Annotated in this window: 16 protein-coding genes; 13 read left to right on the forward strand and 3 right to left on the reverse strand. The window is 39.7% G+C overall.

Translation table 11 applies throughout. From position 1 onward, the window contains the following. Positions 1 to 49: 49 nt before the first annotated feature. Entirely contained in the window at positions 50 to 2,104 is a 2,055-nt protein-coding gene (locus M3627_RS00135; RefSeq protein WP_251552286.1) for a bifunctional diguanylate cyclase/phosphodiesterase, read from the forward strand. A gap of 88 nt (positions 2,105 to 2,192) precedes the next feature. Here M3627_RS00135 and M3627_RS00140 read toward each other — a convergent pair whose 3' ends face one another. Further along, on the reverse strand, positions 2,193 to 2,858 hold the full coding sequence (locus tag M3627_RS00140) for an HAD hydrolase-like protein (protein WP_251552288.1): 666 nt from the start codon (positions 2,856 to 2,858) through the stop codon (positions 2,193 to 2,195). Between the two features lie 625 nt (positions 2,859 to 3,483). Next, positions 3,484 to 4,683 (reverse strand): IS256 family transposase, encoded by a 1,200-nt coding sequence (locus tag M3627_RS00145; RefSeq protein ID WP_251552297.1) that lies wholly within the window; start codon positions 4,681 to 4,683, stop codon positions 3,484 to 3,486. A gap of 1,080 nt (positions 4,684 to 5,763) precedes the next feature. Here M3627_RS00145 and M3627_RS00150 point away from each other — a divergent pair. The 9 genes from M3627_RS00150 to M3627_RS00190 all read left to right on the forward strand — a co-directional run bounded on the left by M3627_RS00150 (position 5,764) and on the right by M3627_RS00190 (position 19,075). Further along, positions 5,764 to 7,917: a heterodisulfide reductase-related iron-sulfur binding cluster gene (locus tag M3627_RS00150; protein WP_251552314.1), complete on the forward strand. Its 2,154-nt coding sequence runs from the start codon at positions 5,764 to 5,766 to the stop codon at positions 7,915 to 7,917. Between the two features lie 158 nt (positions 7,918 to 8,075). Next, positions 8,076 to 9,284 (forward strand): acetyl-CoA C-acetyltransferase, encoded by a 1,209-nt coding sequence (locus M3627_RS00155; RefSeq protein WP_169359438.1) that lies wholly within the window; start codon positions 8,076 to 8,078, stop codon positions 9,282 to 9,284. Then, the gene (locus tag M3627_RS00160; protein WP_169359439.1) at positions 9,281 to 10,132 is read left to right on the forward strand and encodes a 3-hydroxybutyryl-CoA dehydrogenase; all 852 of its coding nucleotides are present in this window, start codon (positions 9,281 to 9,283) and stop codon (positions 10,130 to 10,132) included. The genes M3627_RS00155 and M3627_RS00160 overlap by 4 nt, the downstream gene beginning before the upstream one ends. A 20-nt stretch (positions 10,133 to 10,152) precedes the next feature. Continuing rightward, on the forward strand, positions 10,153 to 11,289 hold the full coding sequence (locus tag M3627_RS00165) for an acyl-CoA dehydrogenase (protein WP_169359440.1): 1,137 nt from the start codon (positions 10,153 to 10,155) through the stop codon (positions 11,287 to 11,289). A gap of 67 nt (positions 11,290 to 11,356) precedes the next feature. Then, on the forward strand, positions 11,357 to 12,496 hold the full coding sequence (locus tag M3627_RS00170) for an acyl-CoA dehydrogenase (protein WP_169359441.1): 1,140 nt from the start codon (positions 11,357 to 11,359) through the stop codon (positions 12,494 to 12,496). A 1-nt stretch (position 12,497) separates the two neighbouring features. Then, entirely contained in the window at positions 12,498 to 13,136 is a 639-nt protein-coding gene (locus M3627_RS00175; RefSeq protein WP_169359442.1) for a TetR/AcrR family transcriptional regulator, read from the forward strand. A 49-nt stretch (positions 13,137 to 13,185) separates the two neighbouring features. Further along, on the forward strand, positions 13,186 to 16,443 hold the full coding sequence (icmF, locus tag M3627_RS00180; protein WP_251552316.1) for a fused isobutyryl-CoA mutase/GTPase IcmF: 3,258 nt from the start codon (positions 13,186 to 13,188) through the stop codon (positions 16,441 to 16,443). Between the two features lie 319 nt (positions 16,444 to 16,762). Next, positions 16,763 to 17,335 carry a DNA-directed RNA polymerase subunit delta gene (gene rpoE, locus M3627_RS00185; RefSeq protein WP_251552324.1) on the forward strand — a complete coding sequence of 191 codons (573 nt, stop codon included), beginning with the start codon at positions 16,763 to 16,765 and terminating at the stop codon, positions 17,333 to 17,335. Between the two features lie 144 nt (positions 17,336 to 17,479). Next, positions 17,480 to 19,075 carry a CTP synthase gene (locus tag M3627_RS00190; protein ID WP_169359444.1) on the forward strand — a complete coding sequence of 532 codons (1,596 nt, stop codon included), beginning with the start codon at positions 17,480 to 17,482 and terminating at the stop codon, positions 19,073 to 19,075. 518 nt (positions 19,076 to 19,593) lie between these two features. On the opposite strand, the gene M3627_RS00195 is transcribed toward M3627_RS00190, so the two are convergent. Beyond that, positions 19,594 to 20,112: a DUF2529 family protein gene (locus M3627_RS00195; protein ID WP_169359445.1), complete on the reverse strand. Its 519-nt coding sequence runs from the start codon at positions 20,110 to 20,112 to the stop codon at positions 19,594 to 19,596. A 197-nt stretch (positions 20,113 to 20,309) separates the two neighbouring features. Here M3627_RS00195 and M3627_RS00200 point away from each other — a divergent pair, with 197 nt between their 5' ends. From M3627_RS00200 to fsa, 3 genes are all read left to right on the forward strand, one after another. Next, positions 20,310 to 20,666 (forward strand): response regulator, encoded by a 357-nt coding sequence (locus M3627_RS00200; RefSeq protein ID WP_169359446.1) that lies wholly within the window; start codon positions 20,310 to 20,312, stop codon positions 20,664 to 20,666. Between the two features lie 198 nt (positions 20,667 to 20,864). Further along, entirely contained in the window at positions 20,865 to 21,722 is an 858-nt protein-coding gene (locus tag M3627_RS00205) for a class II fructose-bisphosphate aldolase (RefSeq protein WP_169359447.1), read from the forward strand. Between the two features lie 101 nt (positions 21,723 to 21,823). Continuing rightward, complete coding sequence (fsa, locus tag M3627_RS00210) at positions 21,824 to 22,471, forward strand: fructose-6-phosphate aldolase (RefSeq protein ID WP_169359448.1); 648 nt, start codon at positions 21,824 to 21,826, stop codon at positions 22,469 to 22,471. Positions 22,472 to 22,485: the final 14 nt, after the last annotated feature.

The raw sequence follows: 22,485 nt of genomic DNA on the forward strand, positions 1-22,485 counted from the left end.
CATGGATTTTACGTTTATAGACACGAAAATGTAAAAGGAGATCAATTGAATGTTTGAAAATTATTTGGAAGAGGATATGGTCGTCATTCAAGGTGACTATGCTACTTCTGTTGTTATATTGTCCATTTTAATAGCCGTAATAGCCTCATATTCAGCCTTGACGATGAATGGAAGAGCGCAAAGGATTGGGTTTTTTCATCGAAATCTATGGTTAATGTTTGCTTCTATTGCGATGGGATTTGGAATATGGTCTATGCATTTTGTTGGGATGAGTGCATTCTCCTTGCCTGTCCATATGACATACAATGTTACACTGACTGTTTTATCTATTGTGCCAGCAATGGTAGCATCGTTTATAGCCTTTTATTTATCTAACCTGCCGAAAAGAGGGCTTTGGGTTTATATCCTAGCTGGAGTTTCGATGGGAGCTGGCATCTCTTCCATGCACTATATGGGAATGTATGCCATGAAAATGGATATCTTTTATTCTTATAACTACTTAATATTTATAGTTTCTATTGGTATATCAGTGGCAATCTCGATGTTAGCCGTCTATATTTTTTCAAACCTGCAACTTTATATGAAAAATCGTTGGATTCAATTATTTACTGCTCTAATTATGGGTTTAGCAGTGTCTAGTATGCATTATACAGGTATGTCAGCAGTCACTTTTTATGTGCCAAGTGATTTTCATGCACACGCACTAGCACATGACATGGGGAATATAGGTGGTTTAGTTATCATTGTCACTGCAGGAATGGCGTTACTGCTTGGTATACTTTTTTTATTGGGTCAAATAGATCGTTATGTGGCGTACCACACGAATTTTTTTGATTCCTTTACAAAACTACCAAACCGGCGACTATTTGAGCAAGATCTTCGAAAGCATTTATTTCCGGAGTACTTAATCATATGGCAGCTTCATGGATTAGAGGAACTCAATAAAGAATATAGTTATCAATTCGTTGATGAAGTGATTAAGCTAACAGCTCAAAGATTTCAAACAATGCGACCTCCATCCTCTGAACTATATAGAATTGAAGAGAACCGCTTCGCTTTTTTGATGAAGGATGTTAAGGAAAGCTCACATGTAAAAGAAGCTATGCAGAGAATTTCTGAATATCTACAAACGCCATTCTTTATTGATGGGGAAAAAATATATCTTTCTTCCGTTTGTGCAGTTGCAGAAGCTAACAATAAAACCGAGGCAGCAACCTTGTATGCTAACGCTTTAGCTGTTATCCGCCACTCCTCTACTAAGTTTGAAAATGAGGTAATTTTCTTTGATCCATCAATTCACACACATGCTTTTGAGCGTGAGATAGTGGATGGAATAGGTCGTGCCATTAAAACGGGGGAACTGTTCTTAGTCTATCAGCCGAAAGTTTCTCTTAAAGGGAATCAGGTGGAAGGTTTAGAAACCTTACTCAGATGGAAACACCCCATTCATGGACTACTATCTCCGGCTTTGTTTATTCCTATACTCGAAGCACATAATCGAATGGAGAGAGTTACGGACTGGATAATTGAGGAAGTCTGTAAACAAATCGCAAGTTGGAGGGAAGAGGGGATCTCTTTCGGGCAACTTTCTATTAATATACCTGGAGACTATGTAACCTCACCAAAACTTCTCCAAGTACTACAAGCTAATATGCGGAATTATGAGGTATTAGCCTCTCAGCTGGAGCTTGAAATAACGGAAACGAGCTTTGTTAGAAACATAGAAAAAGCAATCCAAGCTGTCATCGCTTTTCGAAAGGAAGGGCTATCCGTAGCTTTAGATGATTTTGGCACAGGTGTTTCTTCTTTGTCCTATTTAAAAAAAATGCCTATTTCCACGTTAAAGATAGACAAATCTTTTATAGATGAAATTCCGACATCAGAAAAGGATTCATCCATACTGGAAGCAATGATTGGGCTTGGTCAATCGCTAAAACTAACGATTGTGTTTGAAGGTGTAGAAACAAAGGAGCAAATAGAGTTCCTACGAAACACTTGCATCAAGCCGGTTGTACAAGGATATTATTACTCAAAGCCACAATCCAGTGAAGAAATAGTGTTGTGGAATCAAGTCCACTTAGCGACATCTAAAGGATTGGCATAGAAAGCATCGAGTGAGACTCGATGCTTTTTTCAAATTAGGAAAAGATAAATCTTAGTAGCTAACCGGTTCCGCTTTAAAAAGAGGAGAGTTATTTCTGAGAAAGGCTAGTTTTTATTAACACGTCATGGATATTAGAAAAGCTATCAAGAATATAATCAGCATGAATCAGCTCAGCTTCCTGTGAAAAATCAAATCGTACACCAATAGAGAGTAGATTGTTATCTGAAGCAGCCTTAATATCTGAGGAACGGTCCCCAACTACATACCCTCGCTTTACTCCATTCTCTTTCATAAGTAACGACACTAATTCAGATTTATTCCCAGATTTAACTAAATCAATGCTATACATATCCTTTATCCACCTATTTAGAGTGTAATGCTCCATAATTGCCTCTAGATAGGCAGCTTGACCATTACTTGCAATATACATGGGAAATTGAGTTGCAAGCTCCGCGAGAGTAGATTCTACACCCTCATATAATGCACCTCGATCGTTTTGAATCTGTTCGATAAGAGCCATTTGAAACAATTGATTACTCTCCTCACGAACTGCATCGCTATGAGCTGGACATAAAGTTTCCCAAACAACGGGTAAAGGTACCCCCATAATCTCTCTGTAAGTCTCAATCGGAGTCTCGCCGCTCCACAGGCCTTTATTTCGCAGTTGCTCAAAAGTAGCCTCAAGAGCAGGCTCTAATATTAGGTTTGTTTGAAACAACGTGCCATCCATGTCAAAAATAATTGCTGTATCCATTGGAACACATCCCTCCATCGACATTTGGTATAGATTACTTATCAGTATGATCTACCTTTTATAATGACGCTGTTTGACTCTAGCAAGATTCTTAATAGCTAGGTCAGTTTAACTTTAGTAGAACTTTTCAATTATTAACACACCTTTCAAAAATTAAATCTAAATGATACAAGGGGAGCATTTATATGAGGAGATTTTATGAGGTTATGAGGCAAATAAAGATTTTTATAGGACGTTTCTTCTAAGGTTATGGGCCATATAAAGACTTTTACGGGCGCTTTCTGAGTTTATGGGCTATTTCAAGACTTTAATGGGTCACTTCTTATATGTTTATGGGCGTTTCTTTTAAGGTTATGGGTCATATCAAAACTTTTATAGGCGCTTTGGGGAATGTAAAATATTTTGTGTAAATGTATTACTATCTTTATTCTAAACACATACTTACTTTATCCGTTAAGGGGATAAGGCTCTGCTGAAGAGCAACCTGAGCACTTAACCGATGGCCAAAAAGGAGAGGGTTTTTCTCTCTCTTTTTCTTATCTTTTTGGTCTAAATAAAGCGTAAAACTTTTGGGTGTAGCGTAGCGGAGCCCAACACGACTGTACATGAACAAGGGATAATCCTACTAAATCCGCCCCTCAAAAATAATTTTGAATTGTCCCTCACACTCTAGCCATCCTGGAATAGGCTTATTCCATTTTTTTATGGCATCCATCGTGGCCAAATAAAGAATCTTCTTTAGTGAATTGTCCGTAGGATAGGCTGTTTTTGTCTTTGTTACCTTTCTCAGTTGGCGATGGAATCCTTCCACTGTATTGGTCGTATAAATGATTTTCTGTATCTCCGTCGGGTAGGAAAAGTAAGCTGTAAGCTCCAACCAATGTTCCTCCCAAGAACCAATAACCTTCGGATATTTATCTTTCCATGATGCCTTTACTTTTCCAAACTCAAGTTCAGCTTGCTCCAAAGTAGAAGCCTTGTATACCTTCTTTAAATCGGTCATAAACGGGTTTCGTTCCCTTGAAGGCACATACTTCATGGTATTTCGTAATTGATGGATCACACACAACTGAATATGCGTCTTTGGAAAGGTGCTCTGGATCGCTTCTGTAAAGCCAGAAAGTCCGTCCTTACACGCAATAAAGATATCTTCTACACCACGACTTTTAAGGTCTGTACAGACACCTAGCCAAAAGCTCGCGCTTTCATTTTCACCTACCCATATACCAAGGATATCCTTAATTCCATCGGAATTAATGCCGAGAACAGTATAAGCAGCTTTATTAATAATACGGTTCTCGTGCTTCACCTTGAAGTGGACCGCATCCAAATAAACAATTGGATACACACGGTCTAAAGGGCGGGAGTGCCATTCGAAAATCTGAGGTAAAATTTTATCTGTTACCTTACTAACCAAGCTAGGAGATACTTCGACACCATATATATCTTTCATATGTGACTCGATATCTCTTGTGGACATTCCTTTGGAATACAAAGCTAAAATCTGTTCTTCTAAGCCATTGATGGACGACTCGTAATTCTTCACGATTTGCGGTTCATATTCACCATTGCGGTCTCTAGGTATATTTAATTCTGTATTTCCAAACTTTGTTCGAATCACCTTTGAACGATAGCCATTTCTACTGTTTCCGGTATTATTTCCTGTCGGGCTATGTTTGGAGTAGCCAAGGTGGTCTTCGATTTCGGCCTCAAATACAAGCTGTAATGTTTCTTTAAAAAGATTTTTCATCATCTCGATGATGTCATCAACAGATTGACACTCTCTAGCTAAATCCTTGATTCTCATATTTTCGTAATTTTGCATAATGATCATCTCCTATAGGAAAGTTATGGTCATTTACACAAAATTTTATACGTTCTCGCGCTTTGCGAGTTTATGGGCCATTTCAAGACTTTTATGGGCCACTTCTTCTAGGTTTATGGGATGTTTCTTAGAAGGTTATGGGCCATATAAAGATTTTTACGGGCGCTTTCTGAGTTTATGGGCCATTTCAAGACTTATATGGGTCACTTCTTCTAAGTTTATGGGATGTTTCTTAGAAGGTTATGGGCCATATAAAGATTTTTATGGGCGCTTTCTGAGTTTAGGTCACATTACTACTCTTTAACATTGCAGCATGCTTGGTGATTGAAGCGACAGGCGGCGACTCCTAGGGGAACAGCACGAGGGAGAGACTACAGGCTCGACCCGTGCCCCCAGGAAAGCGCCCGCCGAAAGCGGAAATCTGTGATTTCTAAATCTACTTAATTATGTGGAACTTATTATTAATTAATCTATGTAAAACTCGATTCCAATATCTAAAATCCTTTCCCCATCCTATATGATTGAAGCGACAGGCGGCGACTCCTAGGGGAACAGCACGAGGGAGAGACTACAGGCTCGACCCGTGCCCCCAGGAAAGCGCCCGCCAAAAGCGGAAATCTGTGATTTCTAAATCTACTTAAATGTGTAGCTTATTATAAATAAATTAATTTATGTAAAACTCGATTCCAATATCTAAAATCCTTTCCTCATCCTATATGATTGAAGCGACAGGCGGCGACTCCTAGGGGAACAGCACGAGGGAGAGACTACAGGCTCGACCCGTGCCCCAGGAAAGCGCCCGCCGAAAGCGGAAATCTGTCATTTCTAAATCTACTTAACAATGCGAGTTTCATTATTAAATTTATATCTATAATTCCTAAATACCATCTGCATTTAATATAATACTTTAACGCAAAGCCTAGAAGATTAAATTATTTTAAAAAAATAACATTTTTGAAAAGAATATATATTTCCCTATTGACTGAATGCTCATTCAGTTTTAATATTGTATTAATTCATATAATTCTATTATAATGTTATTCTATTAGTAATTAGGCACATCTTAGAGGGGGAAAAGGAATGAATCCATTGTTAATCGCAAACTGGGTGTTATTCATAGGTGTTGTACTGTATGCGGTATATCTATTTGTATATCTACTACGAACGAGATACGCATACATTAAATTGGGGAAAAAAGTTGAGTTTGAAGATAATGTGAAGGAAAGACTTCGCAAAATCTGGGTGTATGTATTTGGACAAAAGAAATTATTAAAAGACAAGAAGAGTGGATCTATTCACGTCATGTTCTTTTATGGATTTATCTTAGTACAGTTTGGAGCAATTGATTTTATCTGGAAGGGACTAGCACCTGATTCACATTTACCGCTAGGACCACTATATCCAGCATTTACATTCTTCCAAGAAATCGTAACTTTAGTTATTTTAGTAGCAGTAATCTGGGCATTCTACCGCCGTTACGTAGAAAAGCTAGTTCGTTTAAAACGTGGATGGAAAAATGGCCTAGTACTGATTTTCATCGGTGGACTAATGGTGTCTGTATTAGTCGGTAACGGTATGGGAATGATTTGGCATGGACATGAGGCAACCTGGAGTGAGCCTGTAGCATCTGCTGTTGCAACCGTTTTCCAAGGGATACCTGAGGCAGCCGCAATCACTGTATTCTTTGTTATGTGGTGGATTCACTTATTGTTCCTATTATCATTCTTAGTTTATATACCACAATCTAAGCATTTCCATTTAATCACTGGACCTGCAAACGTATATTTTCACCGTCTAGATAAAGTAGGTAGATTACGTCCTATTAATTTTGAAGAAGAAGAGGACGAGGAAGCGGATGAAGAGGAAATGCCAGTCTTCGGTGTCGGTCGCGTCCAAGACTTTACACAAGCACAGATGATAGACTTCTACGCGTGTGTAGAATGTGGTCGTTGTACGAATATGTGTCCAGCGACAGGAACTGGTAAAATGCTTTCTCCAATGGACTTAATTGTGAAGCTTCGTGATCACTTAACATTTACTGGAGCAGTAGAAACGAAACAAAAACCATGGGTACCTTCACTAGCATTCCAAGGAACAAAAGGAAATCAACTAGCGATGGCAGCTGGTGCAGAAGGTGCAGTCATTGAAGATATTTACAGTCCTTCATTAATCGGTGATGTAATCACTGAGGAAGAGATTTGGGCTTGTACAACTTGCCGTAACTGTGAGGACCAATGTCCAGTTATGAACGAGCATGTAGATAAAATTATAGACCTTCGCCGTTATTTAGTAATGACAGAAGGCAAAGTAAACCCGGATGCACAACGTGCAATGACAAACATTGAACGTCAAGGCAATCCTTGGGGTCTTAACCGTAAAGAGAAAGAAAACTGGAGAGATGCTCGCCCAGATCTTCATATTCCTACTGTAAAAGAAGCTTCTAAAGCTGGGGAAGAAATTGAATATCTATTCTGGGTTGGGTCTATGGGATCCTTCGACAACCGTTCTCAAAAAATTGCTTTATCGTTTGCTCATCTGATGAATGAAGCAGGAGTGAAATTCGCAATTTTAGGTAACAAGGAAAAGAATTCTGGAGACACACCGCGACGTCTAGGAAACGAATTTATGTTCCAAGAATTAGCTGCAGCAAATATTAAAGAATTTGAAAAAGCAGAGATAACGAAGATTGTTACAATCGATCCTCATGCATATAATATTTTCAAAAATGAATATGGCGATTTTGGTTGGAGTGGAGAAGTTCTTCATCATACAGAGTTACTATATGACTTAGTAATGGCTGGTCGCTTAAAACCTAAGCATGCGGTAAATGAAACAATTACCTTCCATGATTCCTGCTACTTGGGACGTTATAACGATGTGTATGATGCACCTCGTGAAATATTAAAATCGATTCCAGGAGTTCAGCTAGTAGAAATGGCGCGTAACCGTGAAAACGGGATGTGCTGTGGCGCTGGTGGAGGCTTGATGTGGATGGAGGAGCATGTTGGTAACCGCGTAAATGTTGCTCGTACAGAACAAGCGTTAGAAGTAAAACCAACCGTTATTTCTTCTGGATGTCCGTACTGCTTAACGATGCTGTCAGATGGTACGAAAGCGAAAGAAGTAGAAGATACAGTAGGAACATATGATATTGCTGAGCTTCTAGAAAAATCCATCTTCGGTGAGTCAGTGACTGAAATAGAAGAGGTTAACGAAGAACAGAATGTTCAATAATAATTGCAATCACAAATTACATTAAGTAAACTTAAACTAATGAGGAAGGGAGTGGAAATACTCCCTTTTCTTAACAGTATGAATCGAGCGAGCGTTCAGTCAGTAATATTTTATTTAAATAATCTTGAAAGCGTATACAAATCAAAGGGGTGACTGTATTGACGAAAACAGTAATTTTGGATGGGGCACGTACAGCTTTTGGTAAGTTCGGTGGAGCACTTAGTAACTTAACAGCTTCCGATTTGGGAGGAGTTGCTATAAAAGAAGCACTTGCAAAAGCAGGTGTAAATCCCGAGCAGGTAGATGAAGTGATTATGGGGACAGTTCTACAAGCCGGGCAAGGTCAAATTCCTTCTAGACAGGCAGCTAACAAGGCTGGAATTCCTTGGAATGTCCAAACAGAAACGATCAACAAAGTTTGTGCTTCAGGGATGAGAAGTGTAACGATGGCAGATCAAATCATTCGTTTAGGGGACGAAGAGGTAATCGTAGCTGGGGGAATGGAATCTATGTCCAACGCTCCATACTATTTGCCGAAAGGTAGATTTGGTTTAAGAATGGGAGATGGCCAAATGGTCGACGGAATGATTTACGATGGTCTTTCTTGTTCATTCCATCCGAAGCGTGTTCATATGGGAACTTACGGAAATTCGACTGCTGAGACGTTTGAGTTATCACGTGAAAAACAAGATGAATGGTCATATAGAAGTCACAGCCGTGCGTTGAAAGCGATTGAATCTGGAATATTTGCAGAAGAAATTGTTCCGGTTGAGATTCCCCAACGGAAAGGTGATCCGATTGTTGTGACTCAGGATGAGGCTCCTCGGACGGATACTTCGGTTGAATCACTTGCTAAGCTGAAACCTGCATTTGGTAAAGAGGGCACTATTACAGCTGGAAATGCACCTGGGGTAAATGATGGTGCTTGTGCACTTGTACTGACAAATGAAGAAAAAGCAAAAGAGCTTGGAAAAGAGCCACTAGCATATATAGTTGGCCACACTGCCATTGCAATTGAGCCAGAAAACTTTCCACAAACTCCGGGGCTAGTTATTAACAAGCTACTTGAGAAAACAGGGAAAACTATTGATGAAATTGATTTGTTTGAGATCAACGAGGCTTTTGCAGCAGTTGCGTTAGTGAGCAGTCAAATTGCTGGTTTATCAGAGGACAAAGTGAACGTGAACGGTGGGGCTGTTGCATTAGGTCATCCAATTGGAGCATCTGGTGCACGAATTATACTTACGCTTGCGTATGAATTGAAGCGTAGAGGGGGAGGCATCGGAATAGCTGCCATCTGTTCAGGTGGAGGCCAAGGAGATGCCATCATGATTGAAGTTCCAAAAACAGGGGGAAATCTAGCATGAACATTCAAAAGGTAATGGTAATAGGCGCAGGGCAAATGGGTTCTGGAATTGCACAAGTCTGTGCACAGGCAGGCTATGAAGTGAAGCTAAATGATCGAGAAGAAAAATTCTTTGACCGAGGCTTTCAAACAATCTCCAAAAATCTTTCTAGAAATGTAGAAAAGGGAAGAATGACCGAGGACGACAAACAAGCGGTTTTAAATAAAATCAGTAAGTCACTATCAATTGACGATGCAAATGACGTAGATCTTGTCATCGAAGCAGCTGTAGAAAACATGGAAATCAAACAATCTATTTTTAAACAACTAGATGCTATTGCACCAGCTCATGCTATTTTAGCAACGAATACGTCATCACTTCCAATCACAGAAATTGCAGCGGCTACCAATCGTCCAGAGCAAGTAATTGGCATGCATTTTATGAATCCAGTTCCCGTGATGAAGCTCGTTGAAATTATTAGAGGTCTTGCAACTAATGATGAAGTTTATGCAGCGATTGAGGAAATGACGAAAAAGTTAAGTAAGGTTCCTGTTGAAGTAAATGACTTCCCAGGATTTGTTGCAAACCGTGTATTAATGCCAATGATCAATGAGGCAATTTATACATTATACGAAGGGGTAGCAACGAAAGAAGCAATCGATGATGTCATGAAAATGGGTATGAACCATCCGATGGGACCTCTTCAGCTAGCTGACTTTATTGGTCTAGACACATGTCTATATATTATGGAAGTGCTTCATGAAGGATTTGGTGACAGCAAGTATAGACCTTGTCCGTTATTGCGTAAATACGTGAAGGCTGGATGGCTAGGGAAGAAAACTGGAAGAGGCTTCTATATCTACGAATAACCAACAAAGGGGATTTATTAATGGAGTTAACATTCACTGAAGAGCAGCTAATGATGCGCAGCATGGTTCGTGATTTTGCAAAAGCCGAAATAGAGCCTTTTATTGAACGGATGGAGCAAGGGGAGTTCCCTCGTGAAATTATAAAAAAAATGGGTGAGCTAGGTTTAATGGGGATCACGATACCAGAGAAGTACGGTGGATCGGAGATGGACTTTACTAGCTATGTGATTGCCATCCATGAATTATCCAAGGTAAGTGCGGTTGTAGGGGTTATCCTTTCTGTACATACATCGGTAGGGACGAATCCAATTCTTTACTTTGGTAATGAAGATCAAAAACAGAAGTACATCCCAAAGCTTGCATCTGGCGAGTATCTTGGAGCATTTTGTTTAACAGAGCCATCTGCCGGGTCGGATGCAGGTGCTCTTAAAACGAAGGCAATCAAAAAAGACGATCAGTATGTGCTGAATGGATCCAAGGTGTTTATTACAAATGGTGGAGAGGCAGATGTTTACATCGTATTTGCTTCGACAGATGCTTCGCAGGGCTCTCGCGGAATCTCCGCCTTTATCGTGGAGAAGGACACACCAGGTTTTATCATTGGAAAAGACGAACACAAGATGGGCTTGCATGGATCGAGAACAGTCCAAATCACCTTCGAGGATATGAAAATTCCAGTAGAGAACCTTCTTGGAGAAGAGGGCGAGGGCTTTAAGATTGCTATGGCCAACTTAAACACGGGACGTATTGGAATTGCAACTCAAGCTCTAGGTATAGCCGAAGCTGCTTTCGAAGCAGCGGTAGGATATGCAAAGGAGCGCGTCCAATTTGGTAAGCCAATTGCTGCAAACCAAGGAGTTGGATTCAAGCTTGCAGACATGGGGACAGCAGTAGAGGCAGCTAGATTACTAGTTTACCGAGCAGCCAATATGCGAGATAGAGGACTTCCTTGTGGGAAAGAAGCATCGATGGCTAAGCTATTCGCTTCTAAAACAGCGGTAGACGTAGCAATTGAGGCGGTTCAAGTATTTGGCGGCTATGGATACACAGAGGATTATCCAGTAGAACGCTATTTCCGCGACGCAAAGATTACCGAAATTTACGAGGGCACAAGTGAAATCCAACGAATCGTTATTAGTAAGCATTTGATGAATTAAGAGATATGTCTATCAGAACGATCTATAGCAGACAAAAATAAATATGACAAAAAGGCGGAATGTACAAATGAATTTTCAACTAACAGAAGAGCATGAAATGATTCGTAAAATGGTACGTGACTTTGCTGTGAATGAAGTAGCACCAACAGCTGCTGAACGTGATGAAGAGGAGCGTTTTGATCGTGAAATTTTCGATAAAATGGCAGAGCTTGGACTAACAGGAATTCCGTGGCCTGAAGAGTACGGCGGAATTGGATCAGATTATTTAGCTTACTGTATCGCAGTAGAAGAGCTGTCACGAGTTTGTGCATCTACAGGAGTAACGCTTTCTGCACACACATCTTTAGCTGGATGGCCAATATTCAAATATGGAAATGAAGAGCAAAAGCAAAAATATCTTCGTCCAATGGCAGAAGGAACAAAAATTGGTGGTTACGGATTAACAGAAGCGGGGTCTGGTTCCGATGCAGGTGGCATGAGAACAACTGCTAAATTAGATGGAGATCATTATGTGCTAAATGGCTCTAAAATCTTTATTACGAACGGTGGGATTGCAGACATTTATGTAGTGTTTGCTGTAACAGATCCAGAATCTAAGCATAAAGGAACAAGTGCATTTATCGTAGAAGCTGGATTTGAAGGATTCTCAGTTGGGAAAAAAGAGAAAAAGCTAGGAATTCGTTCGTCGCCTACAACAGAAATCATCTTTGAAAACTGCCGTGTGCCTAAGGAAAATCTATTAGGTCAAGAAGGCGAAGGATTCATCATCGCTATGAAAACGTTAGATGGCGGTCGTAACGGTATCGCTGCACAAGCGGTCGGTATTGCTCAAGGTGCTTTGGATGCTTCCGTTAGCTATGCGAAAGAGCGTGTACAGTTTGGCAAGCCAATTGCTGCGAACCAAGGAGTTTCCTTTAAGCTAGCAGATATGGCCACATCAATTGAAGCTTCACGATTACTTACTTATCAAGCAGCTTGGTTAGAGTCTAATGGACTTTCCTACGGGAAGGAATCTGCAATGGCTAAGCTAATGGCTGGAGATACAGCTATGAAAGTTACAACAGAAGCAGTGCAGGTATATGGTGGATACGGGTATACGAAGGACTATCCAGTGGAACGTTTTATGCGTGATGCTAAAATAACTCAAATTTATGAGGGTACACAAGAAATTCAACGTCTTGTTATCTCTCGTATGCTTACTAAGTAACATGGACAAAAAACACGAAGTATTGACCTCTGTAAAGGACGGAAACTTAATTGAAAAAAGACGTCAGCAAATGATTCGAGCAGCTGTCACTTTATTCAAACAAAAGGGCTTTCACCGTACTACTACAAGAGAGATCGCGAAGGAAGCGGGCTTTAGTATAGGCACGCTTTATGAATATATCCGCACCAAAGAGGATGTACTCTATTTAGTTTGCGATAGTATTTATCATGAGGTTCATGGAAGGCTTTCAGAATTTCAGCCTGAAAAAGGCACGACGATGGAGGATTTGAAAAATGCGATATATCACTATTATGGGGTGATAGATGATATGTCGGATGAGTTTGTCGTCATGTACCAGGAATCCAAATCGTTACCAAAAAAAGCACTCGAATATGTATTAACGAAAGAGCTAGAAATGGTGGATATATTCCATAAAATCATGGTTGGCTGTATTGAGGCTGGGGAGCTGAAGCTAACTGCGGAGCAGGCTAAACTCTATGCTCATACCTTGGCTGTCCAAGGGCAAATGTGGGCATTTAGAAGATGGGCCTTGCGCAAGGAATTTACCATCGAGCAATTTACAGATCTACAAGTGCAGTTATTACTCAGTGGGATGGGTAAAGCGAAGGACGTTCTTTAAATTAGTCCAGGGTTTGGAATAAATGTTCACACAAACAAGGAGGAACAACATGTCTAAGGTAGAAGTATATCGTCCAAAAAATCATGTTCGTTTTGTAACGGCGTCGAGTCTTTTTGACGGTCATGATGCATCCATCAATATTATGCGCCGCATTTTACAGGCGAGCGGAGCAGAGGTGATCCACCTAGGCCACAATCGTTCGGTTGAAGAGGTTGTTAATGCTGCTATACAAGAGGATGTTCAAGGGATTGCCATCTCTTCCTATCAAGGAGGACATGTCGAGTATTTTAAATATATGAAGGACTTACTTGCCGAAAGGGGAGCACCTCACATTCGTATATATGGTGGTGGCGGTGGAGTAATTATCCCAAAAGAAATTAAAGAGCTGCAGGAATATGGTATTTCCGGAATATTTTCACCTGAAGACGGTCGAAAGTTAGGACTGCAAGGGATGATCAACAAAATGCTAATGGAGTGCGACGTTCCAACAGAGCCTTCAGGAGCAAAAGAAACAATTGAGAAGGTTACAACTGAAAATCCGGAGGTACTCGCTCATCTGATTACACTAGCAGAAGAGGCACATCACACCAAGGATTCCGAAACAAAGAGTATGCTTGAGCTGGCACAAGGCTTGTCTAAGAATACTCCCGTGCTAGGGATCACGGGTACAGGTGGTGCAGGGAAAAGCTCCTTAACGGATGAATTGATCCGTCGCTTTCTTCAGGAATTGCCAGATAAAAAAATAGCGGTTTTATCGATTGACCCTACAAAGCAAAAAACTGGTGGGGCTCTGCTTGGAGACCGTATCCGTATGAATGCTATTTTTAATAAACGAGTATTTATGAGAAGCTTAGCTACTCGTGGATCACGGACAGAATTATCAGGCGCAATTGCAGATGTATTAGATGTTGTGAAGGTTGCCGGCTATGATCTGATTGTCGTAGAGACAAGTGGAATCGGTCAAGGGGATGCCGAAATTACGAATGTTTCTGACCTCTCTATGTACGTCATGACTAGTGAGTTTGGAGCACCGTCTCAACTAGAAAAAATTGATATGATTGACTATGCAGACTTAATCGTTATCAATAAATTCGAACGAAAAGGCTCTGAGGATGCATTAAGACAGGTGCAAAAGCAGTATCAACGCAGCCGGGAGCTATGGGATGTGGAGCTGGACAAAATGCCAGTTTACGGTACAATTGCTAGCCAGTTCAATGACAAAGGGACTAACTCATTATTTGCAGCGTTAATCGATACGCTGAATAAAAAATTGGGCACAGATTGGGCAACTTCTTACGATCAGTTTGTGAAAACGCAAAAGCAAAATGTCATTATCCCTAACGATCGCAGGTACTACCTTCGTGAAATTACGGACACAGTTAGAGGATATCATAACAAGTCTCAAGAGCAGGTAGAGTTTGCAAGACGATTGTTCCAACTAGAGGGTGCAATTGATGAGGTTAAGAAAAAAACAGCAGACGATGCTTTAATTCAATCATTAGAATCTCTAGCCGAGGGCGTTAAAGATGAATTAACGGCAGAATCAAAACGTATTCTAGACAACTGGCAGGCACTAAAAGATGCGTATGCAGGCGATGAGTTTGTCACAAAAATTCGGGATAAAGAAATTCGTACAATTCTACGTACGGAAAGCTTGTCTGGCTTGAAAATCCCAAAAGTCGCTCTACCGAAATTTGTCGATTACGGGGAGATTTTGAAATGGGTTTATAAAGAGAATGTACCAGGATCGTTCCCTTATACTGCAGGGGTATTCCCTTTCCGTAGAGAAGGAGAGGACCCTAAGCGTCAGTTTGCAGGAGAAGGAACTCCAGAGCGTACTAACCGTCGTTTCCATTATTTATCTAAGGATGACGACGCAAAGCGATTGTCTACAGCGTTTGACTCCGTAACGCTTTACGGAGAAGATCCGGATTATCGTCCAGATATTTACGGCAAGGTCGGGGAATCTGGTGTTAGCATTTGTACATTAGAGGATATGAAAAAGCTATATGCTGGCTTTGACTTATGTGCGCCATCCACGTCTGTGTCGATGACCATCAACGGTCCGGCTCCGATTATTTTAGCAATGTTTATGAACACGGCAATTGACCAGCAGGTACGCCTAAAGGAAGAAGAGCTAGGTAGAACATTGACGGTAGAAGAATTCACTCATGTGAAGGAAGCAACATTGCAAGTCGTTCGAGGTACCGTACAGGCAGACATCCTAAAAGAAGATCAAGGACAAAATACGTGTATCTTTTCGACAGAATTCGCACTTCGAATGATGGGGGACATCCAACAATACTTTATTGACCATAAGGTTAGAAATTACTATTCTGTTTCTATTTCTGGTTACCATATTGCAGAGGCAGGGGCAAATCCTATTTCCCAGCTGGCATTTACGATGGCAAACGGTTTTACTTATGTTGAGTATTATTTAAGCCGTGGGATGAATATTGATGAATTTGCACCTAATCTATCATTCTTCTTCTCAAACGGGCTAGATCCAGAATATACGGTGATTGGTCGCGTTGCCCGTCGTATATGGGCTGTGGTTATGCGTGAAAAGTATGGGGCAAATGAGAGAAGCCAGAAGTTAAAGTACCATGTACAAACATCGGGAAGAAGTCTTCATGCCCAAGAGATAGATTTCAATGATATACGTACAACGCTTCAAGCCTTGATGGCATTGCAGGATAACTGTAACTCGCTCCATACAAACGCGTATGACGAGGCAATCACCACTCCTACAGAGGAATCTGTACGTCGTGCCATGGCTATCCAGATGATTATTACAAAAGAGCATGGTTTATCAAAAAACGAAAACTCTTTACAAGGCTCCTATGTAGTGGAAGAGCTGACTGACCTTGTAGAAGAAGCGGTTCTAACCGAATTTGATCGGATCAATGACCGCGGCGGTGTTCTTGGAGCCATGGAAACTCAGTATCAGCGTGGCAAAATTCAAGAAGAGTCTATGTATTATGAGATGAAGAAGCATACAGGGGAACTTCCGATTATAGGAGTTAACACCTACTTAAATCCAAACCCTGCTTCTGAAGATGATATAGACAATATGGAACTTGCCCGTGCATCCAAAGAGGAAAAAGAAACTCAAATTAATAATTTAAGAGACTTCCAAGCTAAGCATGAAGCTAAAGTGGAGCATGCTTTAGAGCGCTTGAAGCAAGTTGCAATGAGTGGTGGCAATATCTTCGAAGAGCTCATGAGCACAGTCCAAATTGCTAGCTTAGGTCAAATTACTAATGCTCTTTATGAGGTCGGCGGTCAATATCGAAGAAATATGTAAAAATATTAGTGTCTCTAGGTATATTAGAGGCACTTTTTTATTATATTTTTTGTATAATGTATATATAAAGTCGTAGAGGAGAAGTGTGATGAAAAAGCCTGTTCAAATTATGGTTATAATTGTTCTCCTTTTAACGACAGTTTGGTTGTATAATAAAAGACTCGCTTCCATACCGTTACTCTTGCTTTCTTTTTATTTATTTTCTATAGTTGGTAGGAAAATATCTCTTTTCAAAAAGAATAAATGAATGTAGCATATAACTTAATTGTTTGTATATAATGGAAAGTATGCAAGCGGACATAGAAAGGACGTGCACGATTTGAATTTTCGTGAAATGACAACAGCACAATTACAAGAAGAATCACTAATAGATCTTGGATTTGCCATACTAGAAGACAAGAAAAATTCTTTAACATTAACAGAATTATTTGATGAGATTCAAAAGTTGAACGGCTTTACAGATGAAGAGATGGCAGATCGTAAGCCACAATTCTATACAGACATGAATATTGATGGACGTTTCCTAGCAATTGCTGAAAACCAATGGGGCCTTAGAGAGTGGTATCCAGTGGAACAAATTGAAGAAGAAACTGCTCCAACTGTAAAAGTACGTAAGAAGAAAACAAAAGCAGTAGATGATTTAGACGATTTGGATGATTTGGATGAGGATGAAATTATCTTTGAAGAAGAATTCGATGAATTTACTGAAGATGACGACGATGACGATGACGACGACGATGACGATGATGTAGTAGCAATCGATTTCGTGGAAGCGGAAATTGATGAAGTAGACGTAATCGAGGAAGATTTAATCGACGAAGACGATGAAGACTTTGAAATCATTGATGATGAAGATCTAGATGATGATGAAGAATTAGACGAAGAAGAATAATTCTTGACTTCTACTAGCAAACGCTATAAGATTTTATTGGGCTCTTTTTGAAGAGACATACTCATGTGCATACGCGCTCCCCTGCTAAAACCAGCAGGAGGAGCGCTTTTTATTATTGGAACACGATAAATAGGAGGAACGACAATGACTAAATTTATTTTTGTTACTGGTGGGGTTGTATCTTCGCTTGGTAAAGGTATTACAGCTGCGTCTCTTGGACGTTTATTAAAAAATAGAGGATTGAAAGTAACGATTCAAAAATTCGATCCTTACATCAATCTAGACCCTGGAACAATGAGTCCATATCAACATGGGGAAGTTTTTGTAACAGACGATGGTGCAGAAACAGACTTAGACTTAGGTCACTATGAGCGTTTCATCGACATCAATCTGAACAAATACTCTAATATCACGACAGGTAAAGTGTATTCGTCCGTTTTAAGAAAAGAACGTCGTGGAGATTATAACGGCGGAACTGTACAAGTCATTCCTCATATTACAAATGAAATAAAAGAAAGATTATTCCTTGCTGCGAGAGAAACTCAAGCGGACATCGTGATTACGGAGATTGGTGGAACAGTAGGGGATATAGAATCACTTCCTTTCCTAGAAACAATCCGCCAAATGAAGCGCGATGTTGGAAGTAATAATGTCATGTACATCCACTGTACGCTAGTACCATTTATCAAAGCTGCTGGTGAGATGAAAACAAAACCAACTCAGCACAGTGTTAAAGAGCTTAGAAGCTTAGGTATTCAACCAAATGTCATTGTTGTTCGCTCTGAAATGCCTGTACCACAAGATATGAAAGATAAAATCGCGTTATTCTGTGATATCAAACCAGAAGAAGTAATTGAATGTATCGATGCTGATTCTTTATATGAAATTCCTTTAAACCTACAAGCTCAGCATTTAGACCAAATCGTTGTAGATCACTTCCAGCTTACTACGCCAGAAGCAGATATGACGGACTGGATAGGATTAGTAGATCAAGTAAAATCATTATCGAAAAAAGTTCGTATTGGTCTAGTAGGTAAATACGTAGAGCTTCAAGATGCATACATTTCTGTTGTAGAAGCAATGAAACATGCAGGATATGCATTTGATGCAGATGTAGAGATTAAATGGGTAAACGCAGAGCACGTAAGCAATGAAAATGTTGCTGAAATTCTTTCTGACGTAGATGGTATCCTTGTTCCTGGTGGATTTGGAGATCGTGGAGTAGAAGGTAAAATTGCAGCGATTAAATTTGCTCGAGAAAACAAAGTACCTTTCTTCGGAATCTGCCTAGGTATGCAATTAGCAACAGTTGAATATGCTCGTAACGTGTTAAACCTAGAAGGAGCACACTCAACTGAGTTAGATCCAAGCACACCACACTCTATTATTGATCTATTGCCAGAACAAAAAGACGTAGAGGACCTTGGTGGTACACTTCGTCTAGGATTATATCCATGTAAATTAACTCCTGGCTCTAAAGCACAAGAAGCATACGGCGAAGAGCTTGTTTATGAGCGTCACCGTCACCGCTATGAATTCAACAATGAGTTCCGTGAGCAATTCGAGGCTGCTGGATTTATGTTCTCTGGGACAAGCCCAAATGGTCGATTAATCGAAATCGTTGAGCTTCCTGAGCATCCTTTCTTCGTAGCATCTCAGTTCCATCCGGAGTTTGTGTCTCGCCCGCAGCGTCCACAACCATTATTCCGTGAATTCATTAAAGCTTCCGTTGGAGAATAATTGAAGATAGAAAAATGAAAAGATAGCATCGAGCACTTTACTCTTTTGTAAAATGTTCGATGCTTTTTTTGTACACAAAAGTGATAATCTTTCACATAAACAGCAATGTAATTATTATACAGTATAGGTTATAATAGGATTAGTGAGGTAGGGAAGGAAGCGCCAAGTAGTAATTCTATTAAAAATCATACAAATTTTAAATATTCCAATTACATATGAAACTTTGATGTAAGATAATAAGTCTACTATTCATAAAGGTTTTTTTGGTGAGAGCGAGTTAGCAGGCAAGGGATTGTAGTAAAAAGTGGGCTCATTGTCGTAAAGTAGCGGGTGATTGTAGTAAAATACCGTTCTATTGTCGTAAAACTAGTCAGAGCGAACTAGCGGAAGGAAGTTTCTTTCAGAAACAAACAACTGTTAAAGTCACGAGGCAGGCGCCGATTCTAGTGAATAATGTTTGTATATTTTTATCATTAAAAAAAGCTAGCTTTTGGCAGCTAGCCTTTTATACCTAATATTTATTCCTCACTTTTAAGTATTTCGTCGATTTGTAATTTAACAGCCTCATATACGAACAATCCAGCTAGTGCGTGTGGGAAAACTACTCTAGAGCCATCTTCAGCAGGAAGTAATCCTTTAGAAATCTTTAAGGATATATATGTATATGCAAGATCAAATAACAAATTATCGTCCCCAGCCGGCTCGCTAGTTAAAACGCCAAAAGGGATAAACTGCTCACTTAAGCTTTTAGCGAGCGAAATTGCCTCATCATTAAGAGCGGAGCGAGTAATGATCCAAACTCTGTCTGCGCTAGTAAACTCTACATCAGGACTCCATCTTTCCATTTTTGGAAATGGCTCAGTAGCATACTGTGCATTTATCGCAATGCTATGCATTTCATCAAACGTTGCAAAATAGATTTTCCCTTCCCCTGCAGCCGCTTGTGCAAGGAGGCGAGCAGTTTCTTCTATGCTTTCTTCCTCGGAGCTAGCAATTCTTTGGAGCAGCCCGGAAAGTTGTGTTGTTAACATTTTCATTCTTTTCACCTCCAAATTATTATATAAGAATTTGGATAATCATTGTAGTAACTTGTATAGCAATCATAAAATAGTTTCTATTTTTATGAAATTTTATCCTTTTTATCATAATATTTTCAACGGTAAAAGGAGGAAAGAGGAATGTTTGTAGCGAATATTACATTACTAGAAAATACGGTAAAAAGGGGTCTTCCTTCATGAAACAGTTACTAATTGTAGATGATCAACTTGGGATACGGATGCTCTTAAAAGAAGTTTTCGCTCAAGAAGGGTACGAGATTAGCCTAGCTTCAAATGGTTATGAGGCATTGAAGCAATTAGAAGAAAAGCCGATTGCTGGTGTATTATTAGACATGAAAATACCAGGTATGGATGGGATTCAAATTTTAAAAAAAATAAAAGAACAATCACCTGAGTTACCAGTGATGATGATGACTGCTTATGGTGAGTTAAATCTAATTCAAGAGGCGATGGGCTTAGGCGCATCTCTCTATTTTACAAAGCCCTTTGATATTTTTGAAGTAAGGGATGCTGTGAACAATTTACTAAAATAATGAGGGTATGAGCAGGCAGTGGAAAACATCGCCTGTTTTTGTTATGATTGTGTAGGAAATGAGTAGGCTAACTCTAAACAGTTTATTTGGACAAAATATAGGGTATTTTATTATGTGGAACGTTTAGATGTGTGTCCTGCTTAAGCATTTGATTAATTATTTGCGATGTACCAATTAAAATATAGGAGGTCCTTTTAAATGGCTTTAGTTTCTATGAAAGAAATGCTTGAAAAAGGTAAAAAAGAAGGCTATGCAGTTGGACAATTCAACATTAATAACTTGGAATTCACGCAGGCTATTTTACAAGCAGCTGAAGAAGAAAAGTCACCAGTTATTCTAGGTGTTTCTGAAGGCGCTGCAAAATACATGGGCGGATTTACAACAGTTGTACATATGGTTAAAGGATTAATGGCGGACTATAATATTACAGTTCCGGTAGCAATTCATTTAGATCATGGTTCAAGCTTTGATAAATGTAAGGCTGCAATTGATGCTGGATTTACTTCTGTCATGATTGACGCATCACATCATCCTTTCGAAGAAAATGTAGAAATTACTTCAAAAGTGGTAGAGTATGCTCATGCTCACAGTGTTTCCGTAGAAGCAGAGCTAGGGACTGTTGGCGGTCAAGAAGACGATGTAATAGCAGATGGCGTTATTTATGCCGACCCAGCAGAATGTGCAGAGCTTGTAAAACGCACTGCAATTGACTGTCTTGCACCTGCTCTTGGATCCGTTCATGGTCCGTATAAAGGTGAACCAAACTTAGGTTTTGAAGAAATGGAAGAAATTTCTAAGTTAGCTGATTTACCGTTAGTACTACATGGCGGAACTGGTATTCCAACAAAAGACATTACAAGAGCTATTTCATTAGGTACAGCTAAAATTAATGTAAATACAGAAAACCAAATTGCTGCAACAAAAGCAATTCGTGAATACCTAGCAGCTAACGAAGAACAATACGATCCACGTAAGTATTTAATCCCAGCACGTGATGCAATAAAAGCAACTGTGATTGGAAAAATGCGTGAATTCGGAAGTTCTAATAAAGCATAAGTAATATAAATAGCTATAAAGGAGAAGTGCTCTTTGGCTCTTAAGTAGAGTGACAAGAGGGACTTCTCCTGTTTTTCCATCAAGAGGAGGATATTATTAATATGAAATTTTTTATCGATACAGCAAACTTTGACGAAATAAAAGAAGCACACTCATGGGGAGTAATCTCAGGTGTTACTACAAATCCATCTTTAGTAGCAAAAGAAAATATTTCTTTTCACGATCGTTTACGTGAAATCACAGCTTTAGTAGATGGTTCAGTAAGTGCAGAGGTTATAGCTTTAGATGCAGAAGGTATGATTAAAGAAGGTAGAGAGCTAGCTGCAATTGCACCAAACATCACAGTTAAGCTTCCAATGACACCAGAAGGCTTAAAAGCATGTTCGGTTTTCCGTGCAGAAGGTATTAAAACTAACGTAACTTTAATCTTCAGTGCAAACCAAGCATTAATGGCAGCACGTGCTGGTGCTACATATGTTTCTCCTTTCTTAGGACGTTTAGATGATATTGGCCATGATGGTATGGAATTGATTGCTAAAATCTCAACTATATTCTCTATCCATAACATTGACACAGAAATCATCGCTGCTTCAATCAGACATCCACAGCATATTACGGATGCAGCATTAAATGGTGCACATATCTCTACTACTCCATTTAAAGTTTTAAAACAATTATTCAATCATCCTTTAACTGATAAAGGAATTGAAGGTTTCCTAGCGGATTGGAACAATAGAAAAAGCGAGTAACCAACACGAAGGAG

It is taken from the genome of Psychrobacillus sp. MER TA 171 (assembly GCF_023713305.1).
Lineage (GTDB): Bacteria > Bacillota > Bacilli > Bacillales_A > Planococcaceae > Psychrobacillus.

What these genes read in the sequence shown, in the direction of transcription:
- M3627_RS00195 (WP_169359445.1), bottom strand. Translation starts at nt 20,112, where the DNA reads ATGAAAATGTTAACAACACAACTTTCCGGGCTGCTCCAAAGAATTGCT.
- M3627_RS00165 (WP_169359440.1), top strand. Translation starts at nt 10,153, where the DNA reads ATGGAGTTAACATTCACTGAAGAGCAGCTAATGATGCGCAGCATGGTT.
- M3627_RS00135 (WP_251552286.1), top strand. Translation starts at nt 50, where the DNA reads ATGTTTGAAAATTATTTGGAAGAGGATATGGTCGTCATTCAAGGTGAC.
- M3627_RS00200 (WP_169359446.1), top strand. Translation starts at nt 20,310, where the DNA reads ATGAAACAGTTACTAATTGTAGATGATCAACTTGGGATACGGATGCTC.
- M3627_RS00150 (WP_251552314.1), top strand. Translation starts at nt 5,764, where the DNA reads ATGAATCCATTGTTAATCGCAAACTGGGTGTTATTCATAGGTGTTGTA.
- M3627_RS00145 (WP_251552297.1), bottom strand. Translation starts at nt 4,683, where the DNA reads ATGCAAAATTACGAAAATATGAGAATCAAGGATTTAGCTAGAGAGTGT.
- M3627_RS00140 (WP_251552288.1), bottom strand. Translation starts at nt 2,858, where the DNA reads ATGGATACAGCAATTATTTTTGACATGGATGGCACGTTGTTTCAAACA.
- M3627_RS00190 (WP_169359444.1), top strand. Translation starts at nt 17,480, where the DNA reads ATGACTAAATTTATTTTTGTTACTGGTGGGGTTGTATCTTCGCTTGGT.
- fsa (WP_169359448.1), top strand. Translation starts at nt 21,824, where the DNA reads ATGAAATTTTTTATCGATACAGCAAACTTTGACGAAATAAAAGAAGCA.
- M3627_RS00160 (WP_169359439.1), top strand. Translation starts at nt 9,281, where the DNA reads ATGAACATTCAAAAGGTAATGGTAATAGGCGCAGGGCAAATGGGTTCT.
- M3627_RS00205 (WP_169359447.1), top strand. Translation starts at nt 20,865, where the DNA reads ATGGCTTTAGTTTCTATGAAAGAAATGCTTGAAAAAGGTAAAAAAGAA.
- icmF (WP_251552316.1), top strand. Translation starts at nt 13,186, where the DNA reads ATGTCTAAGGTAGAAGTATATCGTCCAAAAAATCATGTTCGTTTTGTA.
- M3627_RS00175 (WP_169359442.1), top strand. Translation starts at nt 12,498, where the DNA reads ATGGACAAAAAACACGAAGTATTGACCTCTGTAAAGGACGGAAACTTA.
- M3627_RS00170 (WP_169359441.1), top strand. Translation starts at nt 11,357, where the DNA reads ATGAATTTTCAACTAACAGAAGAGCATGAAATGATTCGTAAAATGGTA.